The organism is Nostoc sp. FACHB-110 (assembly GCF_014697425.1).
GTDB lineage: Bacteria > Cyanobacteriota > Cyanobacteriia > Cyanobacteriales > Nostocaceae > Nostoc_B.
This window is the reverse complement of the sequence record NZ_JACJRU010000059.1, coordinates 1-14,366: the sequence shown is the minus strand read 5'-3', so window position 1 is coordinate 14,366 and position 14,366 is coordinate 1. Positions and strand designations below refer to the sequence as shown.

Here is a 14,366-nt window from a genome sequence, read left to right as displayed (position 1 = left end):
AAGCGATAAAACTGGAACCAGATCATGCAAGAGCTTACGTCAATAGAGGTCTAGCACGAAAAGCATTGGGGGATTTGAAAGGCGCAATTGCTGATTTGAAAAAAGGAGACAAATTACTTTTAGAACAGGGAGTAATCAGCCATCACCAAAGTATTCAAGCAGAAATTGAAAAATTGAGAGGGGCGATAGCCGAGCAGCAACGATAATCCAAACAAGGAGTGAGTTCGTCGCAGACGTTGGCGCAGCGATCGCTCGTTTTAGTTGGGCGATCGCTGTATTCAGTTGATGAGTGAGTAAGATACTCAAGTTTTGGAAGGACTCACAGTAATGCTAAAATCACCAATACAAGCATACTACTATTGTATTTATGACTGAACCTGCTATTACCCAAACGCACAACGCCACACCCACAAACCCAACTCAAGAATCGCTACAGCTGGCCCGTCGATTTACAAAGGCAATTGAAGAGTTCAACTGGAGGGTAGATTACGTAAAGTTTTGTGAGTTGTTGGAATTGGAGCCTAGCACCTATGCCGACCAGCAGTACCAATATTTTCAGCAGTTGGCAGAAGCCCTCACTCGATTTGATGCGGATGCACTGGCAAAAATGATTGATGCAGGTCAAGAGAATGGGTGAGTTGATAGGCTTAAGCAGTTTAATCAGTTAAATGTGTTGCACTTGGTATACCTAGAAGAAAAAAACACGCGCTTGCTGTATCAAGATGCTATCTAGGTAAATACTCAAATCATTTGATAGCAGGGGTTTAAGTTACCTAGATTATATCTGTACTTAAATCTAGGTAAATAGATAATAATTTATTTTATACCGTATGCTTATATAGGTAATAAATATAGAACTTACGCACTCAGTTCCCAAAACCCCCTGGTGGAGGCTTTAGATGTTCCCCCTTTAAAAGGGGACAAGGTTTCAAGCGGTTGTGCGTCCGTCCGAAAGCCATTCCTAATAAGTTATGTGAATGATGGACTAAAACCGAGAGATTAATGCTAAAGAAAAGCTAAGATGAATTATGAGCAGTTGTAGAGAGAAACGCCTTAATAGATCAACTGCGCTACAACCAAATCAAAGCTTTAAAACATTGCAATAAGTCAGCAATCGGCATGGAGAATGTCGAAAAATTTGTGCTGTCAAAAACAGTGGTTGATATCGTAGTTGATATCGGATAAAAGATAATTGTTTCTTATTTTGTGTTGGGGCGCGATCGGGTATGATGGGGGAGGTCGCAAGTCGCAGGTCGCAGGTCGCAAGTAAGAATGTGGAATAGGTGCAATCATGGATAAAAATGTGGGGATTGTTGATAAAAGTAAGGTGTTTGCCATCCGAATTATTAAAGCTTGCAGCTTTTTGGATGAAAAGCCAGGGATATACCGCACATTATCAAAGCAACTGTTACGTTCTGGAACGAGTATTGGTGCGAATGTACGAGAATCGCGGTCGGCTCAGTCTGATAAAGATTTTTGGCACAAAATGGAAATTGCTTTAAAAGAAGCACGCGAAACTGAATATTGGTTGGAGATTTTAATCGAGTCTGAAGTTGTAGAGAAATCTAAATTTTATCCGTTACTTCAAGAAGCTTTGGAAATAGTGAAGATACTCGTCGCTTCTACCCGCACAATTAAACAGAGGTTGAATGGCAGCAAATCGAACGGCAGGAGAATAGAGGCGGCAAGCGAGAATTAATAATTTAACTCCAAATAGAGAATAAACATCTAGATAATTACTTCCGACCTCCGACCTCCGACCTCCGACTTGGAAATTTTTGTGATGAACAACCCCCAACTAGGTGAGTTACCACCAATAAAGCTAATTCCGTTGAATGGTGAAACAGCGCAAGGAATACCGCGCCCCTTAAGAGCGCGACCAACAACAGATATTCGCCATGTAAAGGTATTAGAATTTCTCCGCAGTAACAATCTGTCGGTGAATAGCCGGAAACTGTACGAACGAGAACTGAAGCGATTTTTGGGATGGACGCAGCTGTCGTATCATGAGCTACGCCCACGCCACTTGGCATTATATAAGGAATATCTACGCGATGAAGTAAAGACAGATGCAGGCAAAGCGTTGTCAAAAAGCAGCATTAATGCCGGGATTTCAGCACTCAAAAGCTTTTTCAAATGGATGTGTTGCACATATCCTGACATCATGGCGACAAATCCGACGCTAGGAGTAAAACTAGAAAAAATTCCGTTACCGCCAGCCCAAAGCTTAACCCCAGAACAGATGGAAAAAGTATGGGCGGCATTGGAGTTGTTAGGAGAAACAAAGCTTCGAGATACAGCACTGGTACACATTCTCTCTCATGGGTTAAGAGCAGGGGAAATTGTTGAGTTAAACGTTGGGTCTTATGATGGCAAGCTGTTGTTTTTGCCAGACACGAAAACGAATGAACCGCGCCTAGTGCCATTGCGAAAAGAAAGCCGCGAAGTATTGCAAGAGTATTTGCGATCGCGTAGAGAACAGGGAGAAGAATTAAACAGCCTCACCCCGTTGATGATTTCACACCATGCTTCATTTAAAGGTGAACGCTTGAGTTATCACGGAATTTATTTTGCAGTGGAGAAAATAGGTTCGCTTGCAGGCATTGAAGAACTACACCCGCATTCGTTTAGGCATACTTACGCTACGGACTTACTATTGTTGGGTGTAGATCCAGGTCATGCACGTAAGTTGACCGGACACCAAAGCGAAAAAGCATTTCGGCGGTACACACTTCGCTCGGAACAAGAAGCGGCGATCGCGGCTTACTACCGCGCTATTGGGGAAGAAGAACAGGAGTAAAGTATGCCCAAGCCTTTAGATCCCAAATGCCAATTGTGTGCAAAAATGCCGACATCGAAAGCGAAGGTACTGCACGGGCTAGAGGGTGATGGCTGCTGGAATCCCAATGTCTGCCATAATCGGCGTTCCTTTTATCGCCATCGCAGCGATGATAAATCAGGACAAATAGATAAAATTAAGGTCGAACCGCCAGCAACATATTATGCAGTGCTGTATCTATACAAGGAAGCGGGAGATAAACCGTTGCACGCGTTGAGTGCAGAACTATGGCTAGGACAAAAACCAGTTTGTCGGCTAGAGCCAATCCACTGCTTTGGATTGACTGCCGGAAAAATCCGTGCGTATACAGACCAGGTGCTGCAAGCATTTGCCAAACAATATGGTATTTCGTTGCCCCAATATAAGGATATGTTTGAAATTTCCCCCACTCATTGCCCAGTGCGTCCATGCCCGTTAAATCCTGACTGATAAACTTGACCAAGCCCCGTTGGGGCGGGGTGTGGGGTGTAGGGTGTAGGGGAAATACAGCCCCAACAACCAGAGGGTACAGGTTCCCTGCCCTAAAGGGCAATTGTGTTGGGAGGGGCTTGTATCCCCTCTCAACACCGTCTTTCCTACACCCCACACCCGTTGCGCCACACCCTGTTGTTGACCTTTTTTGAATTGGAGCAAAGCGAGTTGAGCAGCTATCGCCAGTTAACAATTTGGGATGTGCTAGAGGAGGTATCCTCAGCCCCACCCACTTCGTCACTAGCCCCAGTATGGGAGTGCTTAGACACAGAATTGGAAAATTTATCAACTGAAGCGCAGTTATCAACGGCGGCGGCAGCGTTTTATCAAATCGCAGATATTCTCCTGTCGCGTGCTGGGTTATTGCTGGAAGATGTACGCGCTCTGAATGATACAGAGGGGCCAGTGATCGGAACGGATCTATTTGCTGGCTTGGTGCGGACAACCATGCAGCTAGATTTGGATGATTTAATCGAAGACCCGCCACAGCAGACGTTTAGACCGCATGGGTCGCACTCATTTACTCATCGGGTGAAGGAAGATTCGGTAGCCGCACCTGTGGAGAAAGAGAATATCTTGACAATGCTGGAGATTCAGACAGTAGAAGACGTTCATCGCCTGGCGGGGGATGAAGATGTAGATAAATGGAAGAGGGCGATCGAGGTGTATCTTGCTCAAGTAAAAGATGAAATTACCCTAACTCAACTGCAACGGAAGTTGAAAATGCCGATGGTAGAGGTATGGTTGGGATTATTGCTGGGTGGTTTTACCTTAGAGCAACGTGGGGATTTTTATGACAATAAAAATATTTGGATAGTAATGAATGGCTTTAATATATTACATATCTAATAAATATTAGACTAATTGAGTTTGAGTACTAAATTTTCACTTTTAAATTTCAACTATGGAATCTCTAAACCGTTCAGAAAATGCCCGAAAAATGGTGAGAGAATACGGTATCATATTAACTCCTAGACAAGAGCAGTATGTTATTGCTCACCCATTTACACCTGATGTTTTTCCTGTCGCAGTTGGTGACGATGGAGGCATTGTTTATTATCAATGTGAAGTACCAATTACCAGAAAAGGCGATTTAATTTTAGTAGGTCATAGATACGAGACTTGGCAAGAAGATAGCGTGTTAGTAAAATCAATGGAATTAAAAAGATATTGGCATCAGTTTAGGTGGAATATAACTGTAATCGATTCTTTTGGGGATGAAGAGGAACTGATGGTTTGGGAGTTTAAAACAATTTGTTTTTGAGGTGTGTCTTTTATTATAAGTATGTCTAAAAAACGCCTTGAGAGAATCCATGAACTAACAGGAATAGTCCTTGATGGTTTGAATGGTAAGCCGTTCTCTTGGGGGGATGGACAGCGCACAGCGTGGGTTCCATTGCTCCAAGAAATTGGGGTTACATTAATTACAAAAACCCAGATTGAAAAGCGCGGTTTAGTAGTAAAGCGTGGTGCAAAACCTGTAGGAAAGGCTTACTTTGGCTCTCCTATAAAACGCTATGCTGACCTGTATGTAATGGAAGTGCAATGTACTGCACCTAAGAAACCTGACACAGATTGCTGGCTGTTTTTAGATTGCGAAGTAATGACAAATAAGCCGCCAGGAAAATGCCCTAATTACAAACAATGCAAACAAAATGCTTTACATAGTTCAAACAGAACTTGTACTCTGCCTTTTTCTTACACAAATAAGACTTGTTTAGTCGTTAATCAGAATATTCCAGAAGAAGCCAAAAGTGAAGGTTGGCATCCAGCAGTTGGGCTTTTTTATGAATATGAAGATAAGACTTTACTGGTTGGACAGAAATACTGGACTGTACCAGAGTCAGCCCAGGTTTTAGGATTTGCCAAAGCAGAAGAAACTCCTTATTGGCTGAATTCCAAGCCTGGATACTTATATGTAAATAGATATACACCAGCAAGCGAGTACCCTTCTAAATTTAAAGAAGCAGGCTGGTATCCCAGCATAGATTTGCCTTATTCTATTCATCCTGATTGGGATGATTGGAAAAATGAGCAAAAAATTTCAATCTTAGAGGTTGACTTCAATGTTGATGCTCCAGAATATGTTGAGGCAGTTGCTCAAGGTTGGTATCCGGCTCAAAAAATCAAAACACAAACTTAATTGTTGGCACGAGCGATCACTGTGTATCTTGTATAGGTAAAAGATAAAATTTCCTTGACTAAATTTCAACAGGGATTTAAAGGGCTAATAGAAGTATGGTTGGGATTGTTGCTGGGTGGTTTTAAATTAGAGCAGCGTGGGGATTTTTATGATGCAAAAACGTCTGGGTGATGGGAAGTCCCTTAACTTGATGCCGAAGAAATGATATTGTCAAGGTAAGCATCAAGGTAAATCGGGTTTAAATGACCTAGATATGAGTAATACAGGATCAGGTAAGAAACTGGCATCGTTCAACTGTGAGCAAAAGATGTGGGAGAAGTTTATTGCTTGTTGTCGTGATAGAGGAACGACAGCAACAGCAACGCTCACCAGTTTTATCGAACTTTACCTAGATGATTCCACAAATGACCTTGATGAGATCGCTGTTGCTACTAGGGACAGAAGCCAGAATTCTCAAATACAGGTAAGAGCCAATCACAGCAGCAGTGAAATCAATTGGGAAACAATATCGGCTATTCATGCTCGACTGGAGCGTCTAGAGTCAGATGGGGAAAAACCTGTAAACCAGTCGAGTGATTGTTTAGAAGCAAAGATTCAGGACTTAACAACTACAGTGAAGCAGTTGAGGGAGGCAATGACGAAAATTCAAAATTATCTGAATAATCAACCAAGACGAAGTAGTAAAACCAACAAAAACAGTTCCGTCTATCAAAGCTATACGAACCGAATACAGCCATTAACGGAAGAAGCTTTAGCTGTGAGACTGGGAGTAGATGTAGCAAGTGTACGTCAGCAGCGAGATAGTTTACCGCCAGCACTGTTTGTTGGATGGAGCAAGGGTAAGGATAGATCGGGAGTTGGCTGGGAATGGAATGAAAGCATTGGGTTATATCAACCTGCTACTTAATTTTTAGACCGAACCGTATTGGGAGTGTAGTAGTTTACCAACCCAACATTGCTGTGTTGTCCATTCAGGAATTATTTGTCAGTTTTAAATAATTAATGTCCAGACGGTCGATTTTTCCAGCCCTATGCAATTAGGCTAATACTTTAGCCTTGTATATTTCAGTTTTAAAGAATTAGTAGTTCACCAACCCAATATTGCTGTGTAGACCTAGCTCTTGTGCAGGGGGCAGGGTGCAAGGGGGAGAAATTTTCCCCTCCGCTCCCTGCTAAGAGCCCCAAGCCTGCCAGCACGCAAAGTTTCCTTGACAGACTATTAGTGGGTTAAATGTCATCAATGAGGCTATACCAAAATCAACAGAGCCTATGCAGGATAAGCATTTCCTGTCTTTAGCAATGGCTATAAGCGTGCCAAATGACCCACTAGTAGGAGTATGTCACGTTATTTTAGGCAGTCTCAGGATTTGTGGTGTTTAGGTGACAAAATTAAGAATTCGACCAGGAACGTAAATAGTACGATGAACTGCCTGATTGTTTAAATGCTTTTGAATTGCTGGGGTGTGTTTTGCGGCATCAATGGCCTCCTGTTGTGAAGCATTCGGTGAAAGGTTGATAGTAGTACGAGTACGTCCATTAATCTGCACTGCGACTGTTACCTGTTGAGTAATTAACAATTGAGGGTCGAACTGGGGAAATTGCTGCTGATGAATAGAGCCAGATTCACCCAATTGCTGCCAGAGTTCTTCGGTCAGATGGGGTGCAAAAGGAGCCAACATCAATAGATAAGACTTCAATTCGACCTCAGCAATACTCAACTTTGCTTGCAGCATTTTGAAATAACTCATCAAGGCGGCGATTGCTGTATTGTATTTCAGTGATTGAATATCTTCACAAACCTGATGAATGGTTTGATGTAAACGCTGCTGCGAAGCTAAAGAAGGAGGATGGGGCTGAAGACAATTGTGGTGTTTGAGTACCCATTGATACACTCGCTCCAAGAATCGTTGGATGCCAGCAATGCCGCGAGCAGAAAAATCACCACCCTGGTCGTATGGGCCTAAAAACATCAAGTAGGTTCGCAATGTATCTGCACCATATTCCTCGATGTATTGATCGGGATTCACCACATTACCCTTCGATTTGCTCATTTTGGCACCGAGTTTAGTCAGCAATCCGTGGGCGCGGAATTGTCGAAAGGGTTCCTCAAAGGGGAGATAGCCCAAATCGTGTAAAACCATTGTAATGAATCGAGTGTACAACAAATGGAGTACAGAATGTTCCGCGCCACCAATATACATATTCACAGGCAACCATTTAGTGGTGATTGCTGGATCAAATGGAACATCAGAGCAAGTGCTGGAGGGATAGCGCAAAAAATACCAAGCAGAATCCAAAAAGTTATCAGAAACATCGGTTTCTCGCCGCGCTGCACCACCGCAGCAAGGACAGGTTGTATTGACAAATTCTGGAATGTCTGCCAAAGGCGAATTTCCGGTTCCTTGAGGCAACCAATTTTCAGTTTCGGGCAACTGCACTGGCAACTGTTCTTCTGGAACTGGGACTGTACCGCAGATTTCACAGTAAATAATCGGAATCGGCGGCCCCCAATAGCGTTGCCGAGAGATTAACCAATCTCGCAGATGATACTGCACGGTGCCATCGATTTCGGAGCAACCGATCCAGTTTCGTTGAGCCGCTTTGACTTTTTCTGACCAATCCAATTGCTCCAAATTGTCTAACAACCGTTGAGCATACTGGGTGATCTTGAAGAACCACTGTTCTAATTCACGCTCAATGGTGAGTGAGTTACACCGTTCGCACTCACCGCCAATCACCTGCTCATCAGCAAGAACTGTTTTGCACTCAGGACACCAGTTTACTGTTGCTTTTTTGCGAACAGCTAACCCAGCTTTGAACAACTGCAAGAAAATCCACTGTGTCCACTTATAATACGAGGGATCTGTGGTCTGAATTTCATGATTCCAGCAGAAACGATTGCCAATTCTTTTCAACTGTGTTTCTCGGAATCGTTGAATATTAAGTGCCGTGAGTGTGGCTGGATGAATGCCTTGCTTAATAGCAAAATTTTCGCTATGGATGCCAAAGGCATCAAAGCCCATTGGCTGTAAGACTTCTCTGCCTTGCATCGCCATGAAACGACCGTAGATATCGGCTCCAGTAAAGGCATAGACATTCCCAACATGCAAACCTTCTGCTGAGGGATAGGGGAACATCATCAAATTGTAAAAGGGGTGAGCAGTCGTAGCTAAATCGACCTCATACAGTTGGGTCTGCTGCCATACAGATTGCCATCGGGCTTCTACCGTGCGGTGGTCGTAAGTAGAATTTGGTGGAATAGAATTGGCCGGATCAGTTTGATCCGGCTTTATAGTTCCCAGTCGTGCATGATGAAATCCTCAATGGGTGCTTGTAATATAACTGTAGCATCACAAGTATGGTTTTTCCAAAATGGTACACTCTGCTCACGGCAGCAATCGCTCTTATCTGTTATTGAGCGGAAATATGTGTAAAAGTAGGCAATATTGTCGAAAAAAACTGGCTGCATATAGTTTTAACGTTTTTAATAAGCATACGTGCAGATCATTCTTTAGCCCTTGTAAATTATGTATCCTGTGCGGTAAATATTTATTTTTTTCTAATTAATTTAACTGATTGAGTTTGACTAGCTAAAAGTGTATTAGCTGTGAGATTACAGTCCATTTCATCAACAGTTGTTAAAGAGCAGTTATAATGACCATTTAAAAAACCAAGATTGATATTAAAAGTAATTTGTTTTTCAGTTGCTTCAGCCGGATAAATCCCTTGGTTCTCGCCTCTACTACTAAAAGATACCTGAAATTTGTCTGCTTGTTTAGCAATGATAAACTCATCTACGTTGTCTTCAGAAAGCCATGTACCAACTATTGGGCTGATTGCATTACTACAAGCATTGAGTGTGACTAACGCAGAGATTAATATTATTCGACTGTTCATATTCAAAATGCTGTAAGAGAGAGGAAAAATAACTTAAATCAGTTTTATTATTGAAAGTCAAAGATTATCAAAGCTTCAGAAAGAAAGCAAGTAATCTAATTAATAATTTAAAAACTTAAACTTTTTCAACTGCTGCTAAGTTGCCTCCAAAAATATTAATTTTAGAAGACAGAGGGAGAAATCATACATATAATAATAGCTTGGTATGAGATGTTATCCGTAAGAATATATCTATCAGAATGATCAAGAATCTGAATAATATTTATTGTTAATCTTCAAGGTTTCATGCCAATCAGATTAAATTAGGTTAAAAAATTTATATTTTAATAAAAAATATAAATTTTTGAGACATTTCTTACTTCTATGATTTTTCTAAATCAAATTACAATTAATTTTTCTATGATAGTAGGAAAAATTGTTGTATCTAATCTTGAGTTAACAGCCAAGATAAATAGATAAATAAATAGAAATAGAAAACTAGATTAGTAATACTAATTTAATGATTAAGAGTTGACATTCATTGATGAAATGAAGATGAACGAAAGCCTTGAATAAGAATAAAATTGCTACTAATACATCCTGACGAGCAAGAAAGTAAAGAATTCAAACCTACTTACTAGTATTAACATAATTGTAGACTTCTATATACGAAATATAGGTATGATTTGGTATCTGTTAGCTGACCCTGCACCAGGGACAAATCAAGGGGTGACAATTTCGAGTGAGACATTAGATGCAGCCATCAAAGGCTCAGAGATGTTTGTGAACTCCTTTAAGAACGATTGGACACAGATAGTGGAAGGTACAAGCCCAGCTTATACAGCTGTAGTAGCAACATCAATGCTGATAGCAGTAGTGTTAGTCAGCTTTTGGTCTTTAAGTTGGTATCAGATGTTTACGGAAGAAGGATTTTCAACCAATGTCATGCGTGAGATGGCAATGCCGTTAATAGTAATCTTGCTGCTATCAAATAATGGGGCATTACTAGCAAAAGGGACAATGGCACTGAGAAATACGACTGTCACACTCAATAGCAATGTACTAAAGATTACTCGAAATGGTGTGACGCTGAAGGATGCTATCAGAACGGTGAATTTTGATCAGCATTTTACATTTGCTCTGCAAGCAGCGTTGGTTAAATGTGAGAAATTGGATGAAAAAGATGTCGATACAGATGGAACAGAATACAGTCCCCGAAAGGATTGTATAGACCGTACTATCAATACGGCACAACAAGAAGCACAAAAAATTAGGCAACAAAGAGGATTAAATGCTGGCTCTGGGAGCCGAAACCTTATAGACATGGGTAAAGAAATGATTAATGGTGCTATCCAAGGAATATTGTTTGGCATATTTAGTGGTCTAGCAGCAGGATTTCAGTATATAGTACAGTTGTCCTTCTTATTGGTGGCATACATAGCACCAATATTTTTAGTATTGTCGTTGTTACCAGTCAGCACAAAAGCGATATACGCATGGTTATCAGGATGGCTGGGACTGACAATGGTATTAGTGTCGTACTCAATCATTGTCGGAATATCGGCTTCTTCAATAGTTAATAGCCCCTCGACAGACCCGATACTGTCGCAGTTAATTATCGCGGTACTATCACCAATTTTGGCAATGGCAATTGGAACAGGTACAGCAATGGCAACATTTACAGCATTTAGCGGTGGAATGAGAGCCGGAGTCGGGATGTTGTTAAGTCCTCGAAATCGTTAAATAAAATAAAAGACGATGAAGCTATTAGAAAGAAAACAACTGAATTTTACGCCGATATTTCTGATGGGGAATGCAGCATTACTGGCAATGCTATTTATTGTTGAGATAGTAAATTCCGCAGCACTACACTCGGTGGCCAATAGCAAAGCCCCAACATTGGTAGAGCTAAGTAATGGTGAATCAATCAGAGTCTCGTCTATAAGTTCGTATGAGAGATCGCCACAAGCCATTACATATTTTGTAGGCAGAACAATGACAGGCTTGCTTAGTTGGAATGCCTTACCCAAGGTAAACGACGAGTATAGCCCTGACCCTACGAAAAAGCTGAAAATAGATCCAGGTGTGCCAACGGGGGAAAACAAAATTACAACTTCTGTGTGGGAGCATGGCTTTGCCCTATCAGAAGATTTCCGGGCATCCTTTCTCAAAGAGCTAGGGAAACTTACGCCACCGGACATATTTACAGGGAACACACAATCAATATTGAAGGTGAACTTTTTGAGCGAACCGAAAAAAATCAAAAATGGTTACTGGGCAGTGGATATGGTGGCAGACATTATTATGTTTAAACAGACTGATATGGTAGGAGAACCAATCAGCTTCAATAAAACAATTTATGTCAGAGCGATCGACACGCCGACACTTGGCGGACTATCATCACAGTATCAGGCTATTGCAAATAACATCCGCGCATCAGGATTAGAGATTACGAAAATACAAGATTTGGAGTTGGCAAAGTGAAGCATGAAGAGAGCAGGGGAGCAGGGGAGCAGGGGAGAAATGGAAAAAAGAGCAATCAAAAGTCATGAGGATTTAGAGGTTTACAAGATAGCATTTGATGCAGCTATGCAAATCTTTGTACTTTCAAAGCAGTTTCCTGTAGAAGAGAGATATTCATTAACAGATCAGATTCGTAGATCCTCACGTTCGGTCTGTGCAAATATGGCAGAAGCATGGAGAAAACGTAGATATGAAGCTGCTTTTATAGCTAAACTCAGCGACTGCGAGGCAGAAGCAGCAGAAACTCAAACATGGTTAACATTTGCCGTTAAATGCAACTACCTAGATGTTGAAGTGGCTAGAGAAATTTACTCTACATACAATCACGTATTAGGTAGTTTAGTAAAAATTATCAATGACCCGTCCCCTTGGATATTAAAGCGTTAATTTAATTATCTCCCCTGCGCCCCTGCGCCCCTGCACCCCTGCACCCTGCACATTAATGAAGGAGATAGCCAAATAATGAAGCATCCGAAGTTTGCCCAAATGAATGAGGTGAATATCTCATTAGAAGAATCAGACTCTGAGCCGCCAAAAGAACAAAAGCCAACAGAGCGTGTCCAAACAAGCCCTCTTGTGACCTACAGCCCACTAATAAAAATGGGCGTAATTGGTGGTGGAATATTTATGTTTGTGGGGACAATTGGAGCAATCATCAACGGTTCTTTGAACGCCCTGAACACTACAAACAAAATTGAACCGAACAAGTCTATTGCACAAGCCGAAGAAACGCCAGTAGTAGATGAAGGGCAAAAGGACAAGACGCTACTAGCACTAACAACACAGAGTACAGCATTGCAGAATTTGCGCGATACCTTCGGCACACTTCGTGAACGCAAAGCAAAGGTGCAAGCAACTGAGACTGCTTCACCAACAGCACAAACTACCCCACAGCCAACCACAACACCGATAGCGAGGACACAAGCAATCACCACACGCTCTTACCCAAGAGCTTCCACAACACCAATAAGAAGAAGCCCCGATAGAACTCCTGTACCAACTCTTGTAACTGGGGAAGTACAACAATCACCAGTAACAAAACCAAGACAATCTCCCGTTAAACCGTCCAAGGTGGCAACTGTTGGGACATCAAGAGTCACGGTTGACCCACAGCAGCAATGGCTGGCTGTAGCCGAGGCAGGTAGTTTTAGTGCGCCAAAAACCGAGCCAGAATTAGACAAGCAATTGGCGAATGGTATAGAAGGTGGAACTGGGGTTGCGCCTGATTCAAAACAACAGTCGCAAGAACTAGTTACACCGAGCAATGGTAAACGAGTTTTGGTTGGGACAATTGGCGAAGGAAAGTTAGAAACGCCGATAGTGTGGGCGGATAGTGATTCTTCTAGTCAAAACTATCTTGTTCGGCTGACTAAAGAACTCCTTGCGTCTGATGGAAGTATGGTAGTACCAACAGGGTCTTATTTAGTAGTGCAATTAAGCAACACCAATACTGAAGGATACGCCCAATTAAACGCTAGTGCGATTTTAGTAAATCAAAATGGAGACACGCAGGAGAAAAAACTACCAACGGGTGCAGTACGGATACTAGCAAGTAGTGGGAAATTGCTGAAAGCGCAAACAGGGCGTGGAAGTGATTTCACGAACACGATATTTTCTGCGGCCTTGGCGGGAGTGGGGAAAGCCGTGTCGCTCCAGAATAGTCCGACTAGCTCAATCACCACAACAAGCAATGGGTTTACTAGCAGCAGTGTTACAGGCGGAAATCGAGATGCAATAGCCGGATTTGGCGAAGGGGCGATAGGTTCAATACTGCAAGACATGAAAACAGCTTCTGAACAAAGAGCGCAATCAATGGGTAATCAAAAAGTTTACGCAATTGAGGCGGGGAAAACAGTTCGCATCTATGTCAATCAAACAATTTCTTTATGAAAAAATTCTTGGCTCTATTTACGAGTGTAATACTAGTTAATCCAATAATGGCAGCACAAGCAATATCTCAAAGAACTGTATATGTTGAGGATATTGAAACAGCTACCATCAACCTAAAAATATTTGCTGGGTATGGTTTGACTATAAATTTCATGCCTTCTGGCGAAACGATAAAACAAGTGTGGCTGGGAGATCCGACAAGGTACAGTTTTACCTCTAATGGTAATCTGTGCGCCAAAAGCAGTAGCGAGTGCGAGGGAAGTCCAGCAACTGTAATTTTCTTGCGCCAAATCAAGCCGATAGCGTTCCCAAACATGACATCTAGCAGTGATGGCTCAACTCAAATAACTATCCTGACTGATCTTCGTCAGTATCAGTTCAAGCTGATAGCAGCGTCAGGACAGCCACAGTACACGAGTTTGGTGGTGAAACCGCAATCAGAAAAACCGTTACCAGTGGCATCAAATAGAACTATTACTAGACCGCGAATTGTTTCCTCAGAAAGAACAAACACACCTAAGTAAGTCGTGGGGAAAATTCATAAGTATGTAACAAAAAATTAAGCGGAAGAAGCAACGTTAAATTTTACACGTTGTGTACTGTAGTTTCCCTTTTCTCCTCTTG

The 14,366-nt window shown here is 41.9% G+C and carries 17 protein-coding genes; 14 read left to right on the top strand and 3 right to left on the bottom strand.

Features of this window, described 5'->3' with window-relative positions:
• Positions 1-5: 5 nt before the first annotated feature.
• The gene (locus H6G69_RS31105) at positions 6-206 is read left to right on the top strand and encodes a hypothetical protein (RefSeq protein WP_190693220.1); all 201 of its coding nucleotides are present in this window, start codon (positions 6-8) and stop codon (positions 204-206) included.
• Here H6G69_RS31105 and H6G69_RS31100 read toward each other — a convergent pair.
• Entirely contained in the window at positions 136-306 is a 171-nt protein-coding gene (locus H6G69_RS31100; protein WP_190693195.1) for a hypothetical protein, read from the bottom strand. The genes H6G69_RS31105 and H6G69_RS31100 overlap by 71 nt on opposite strands.
• Positions 307-367: 61 nt before the next feature.
• Between H6G69_RS31100 and H6G69_RS31095 the strand changes: the two genes are divergently transcribed.
• From H6G69_RS31095 to H6G69_RS31060, 8 genes are all read left to right on the top strand, one after another.
• Positions 368-637, top strand: a complete 270-nt coding sequence (locus H6G69_RS31095; RefSeq protein WP_190693194.1) for a hypothetical protein — start codon at positions 368-370, stop codon at positions 635-637.
• Between the two features lie 654 nt (positions 638-1,291).
• Positions 1,292-1,699 (top strand): four helix bundle protein, encoded by a 408-nt coding sequence (locus tag H6G69_RS31090; RefSeq protein WP_190693192.1) that lies wholly within the window; start codon positions 1,292-1,294, stop codon positions 1,697-1,699.
• 84 nt (positions 1,700-1,783) lie between these two features.
• On the top strand, positions 1,784-2,800 hold the full coding sequence (locus H6G69_RS31085; protein WP_190693190.1) for a site-specific integrase: 1,017 nt from the start codon (positions 1,784-1,786) through the stop codon (positions 2,798-2,800).
• Between the two features lie 3 nt (positions 2,801-2,803).
• Positions 2,804-3,268: a hypothetical protein gene (locus H6G69_RS31080; RefSeq protein WP_190693188.1), complete on the top strand. Its 465-nt coding sequence runs from the start codon at positions 2,804-2,806 to the stop codon at positions 3,266-3,268.
• A gap of 210 nt (positions 3,269-3,478) precedes the next feature.
• A complete protein-coding gene (locus H6G69_RS31075; RefSeq protein ID WP_190693219.1) occupies positions 3,479-4,159 on the top strand; it encodes a hypothetical protein in 681 nt (226 codons plus the stop codon).
• Positions 4,160-4,214: 55 nt separating this feature from the next.
• Positions 4,215-4,574 (top strand): hypothetical protein, encoded by a 360-nt coding sequence (locus H6G69_RS31070; protein ID WP_190693186.1) that lies wholly within the window; start codon positions 4,215-4,217, stop codon positions 4,572-4,574.
• Positions 4,575-4,595: 21 nt separating this feature from the next.
• Positions 4,596-5,453 (top strand): hypothetical protein, encoded by an 858-nt coding sequence (locus H6G69_RS31065; protein ID WP_190693184.1) that lies wholly within the window; start codon positions 4,596-4,598, stop codon positions 5,451-5,453.
• A 253-nt stretch (positions 5,454-5,706) separates the two neighbouring features.
• On the top strand, positions 5,707-6,360 hold the full coding sequence (locus tag H6G69_RS31060) for a hypothetical protein (RefSeq protein ID WP_242072252.1): 654 nt from the start codon (positions 5,707-5,709) through the stop codon (positions 6,358-6,360).
• 469 nt (positions 6,361-6,829) lie between these two features.
• Here H6G69_RS31060 and H6G69_RS31055 read toward each other — a convergent pair whose 3' ends face one another.
• Entirely contained in the window at positions 6,830-8,713 is a 1,884-nt protein-coding gene (locus tag H6G69_RS31055; protein WP_190693217.1) for a class I tRNA ligase family protein, read from the bottom strand.
• 289 nt (positions 8,714-9,002) lie between these two features.
• Complete coding sequence (locus H6G69_RS31045; protein WP_190693180.1) at positions 9,003-9,350, bottom strand: hypothetical protein; 348 nt, start codon at positions 9,348-9,350, stop codon at positions 9,003-9,005.
• Positions 9,351-10,010: 660 nt separating this feature from the next.
• On the opposite strand from H6G69_RS31045, the gene H6G69_RS31040 reads away from it, so the two are divergent.
• The 5 genes from H6G69_RS31040 (at position 10,011) to H6G69_RS31020 (ending at position 14,266) form a co-directional block, all read left to right on the top strand.
• A complete protein-coding gene (locus tag H6G69_RS31040) occupies positions 10,011-11,072 on the top strand; it encodes a type IV secretion system protein (protein WP_242072251.1) in 1,062 nt (353 codons plus the stop codon).
• 15 nt (positions 11,073-11,087) lie between these two features.
• Positions 11,088-11,813 (top strand): hypothetical protein, encoded by a 726-nt coding sequence (locus H6G69_RS31035; protein ID WP_190693178.1) that lies wholly within the window; start codon positions 11,088-11,090, stop codon positions 11,811-11,813.
• A 39-nt stretch (positions 11,814-11,852) separates the two neighbouring features.
• Complete coding sequence (locus H6G69_RS31030; RefSeq protein ID WP_190693176.1) at positions 11,853-12,239, top strand: four helix bundle protein; 387 nt, start codon at positions 11,853-11,855, stop codon at positions 12,237-12,239.
• Positions 12,240-12,314: 75 nt separating this feature from the next.
• Positions 12,315-13,742: a hypothetical protein gene (locus tag H6G69_RS31025; RefSeq protein ID WP_190693174.1), complete on the top strand. Its 1,428-nt coding sequence runs from the start codon at positions 12,315-12,317 to the stop codon at positions 13,740-13,742.
• Positions 13,743-13,789: 47 nt separating this feature from the next.
• Positions 13,790-14,266 carry a hypothetical protein gene (locus tag H6G69_RS31020; protein ID WP_190693172.1) on the top strand — a complete coding sequence of 159 codons (477 nt, stop codon included), beginning with the start codon at positions 13,790-13,792 and terminating at the stop codon, positions 14,264-14,266.
• Positions 14,267-14,366: the final 100 nt, after the last annotated feature.

Coding starts and splice junctions, on each gene's coding strand:
- H6G69_RS31065 (WP_190693184.1), top strand. CDS start 4,596: ATGTCTAAAAAACGCCTTGAGAGAATCCATGAACTAACAGGAATAGTC.
- H6G69_RS31020 (WP_190693172.1), top strand. CDS start 13,790: ATGGCAGCACAAGCAATATCTCAAAGAACTGTATATGTTGAGGATATT.
- H6G69_RS31060 (WP_242072252.1), top strand. CDS start 5,707: ATGAGTAATACAGGATCAGGTAAGAAACTGGCATCGTTCAACTGTGAG.
- H6G69_RS31085 (WP_190693190.1), top strand. CDS start 1,784: ATGAACAACCCCCAACTAGGTGAGTTACCACCAATAAAGCTAATTCCG.
- H6G69_RS31080 (WP_190693188.1), top strand. CDS start 2,804: ATGCCCAAGCCTTTAGATCCCAAATGCCAATTGTGTGCAAAAATGCCG.
- H6G69_RS31095 (WP_190693194.1), top strand. CDS start 368: ATGACTGAACCTGCTATTACCCAAACGCACAACGCCACACCCACAAAC.
- H6G69_RS31025 (WP_190693174.1), top strand. CDS start 12,315: ATGAAGCATCCGAAGTTTGCCCAAATGAATGAGGTGAATATCTCATTA.
- H6G69_RS31070 (WP_190693186.1), top strand. CDS start 4,215: ATGGAATCTCTAAACCGTTCAGAAAATGCCCGAAAAATGGTGAGAGAA.
- H6G69_RS31035 (WP_190693178.1), top strand. CDS start 11,088: ATGAAGCTATTAGAAAGAAAACAACTGAATTTTACGCCGATATTTCTG.
- H6G69_RS31045 (WP_190693180.1), bottom strand. CDS start 9,350: ATGAACAGTCGAATAATATTAATCTCTGCGTTAGTCACACTCAATGCT.
- H6G69_RS31030 (WP_190693176.1), top strand. CDS start 11,853: ATGGAAAAAAGAGCAATCAAAAGTCATGAGGATTTAGAGGTTTACAAG.
- H6G69_RS31040 (WP_242072251.1), top strand. CDS start 10,011: ATGATTTGGTATCTGTTAGCTGACCCTGCACCAGGGACAAATCAAGGG.
- H6G69_RS31090 (WP_190693192.1), top strand. CDS start 1,292: ATGGATAAAAATGTGGGGATTGTTGATAAAAGTAAGGTGTTTGCCATC.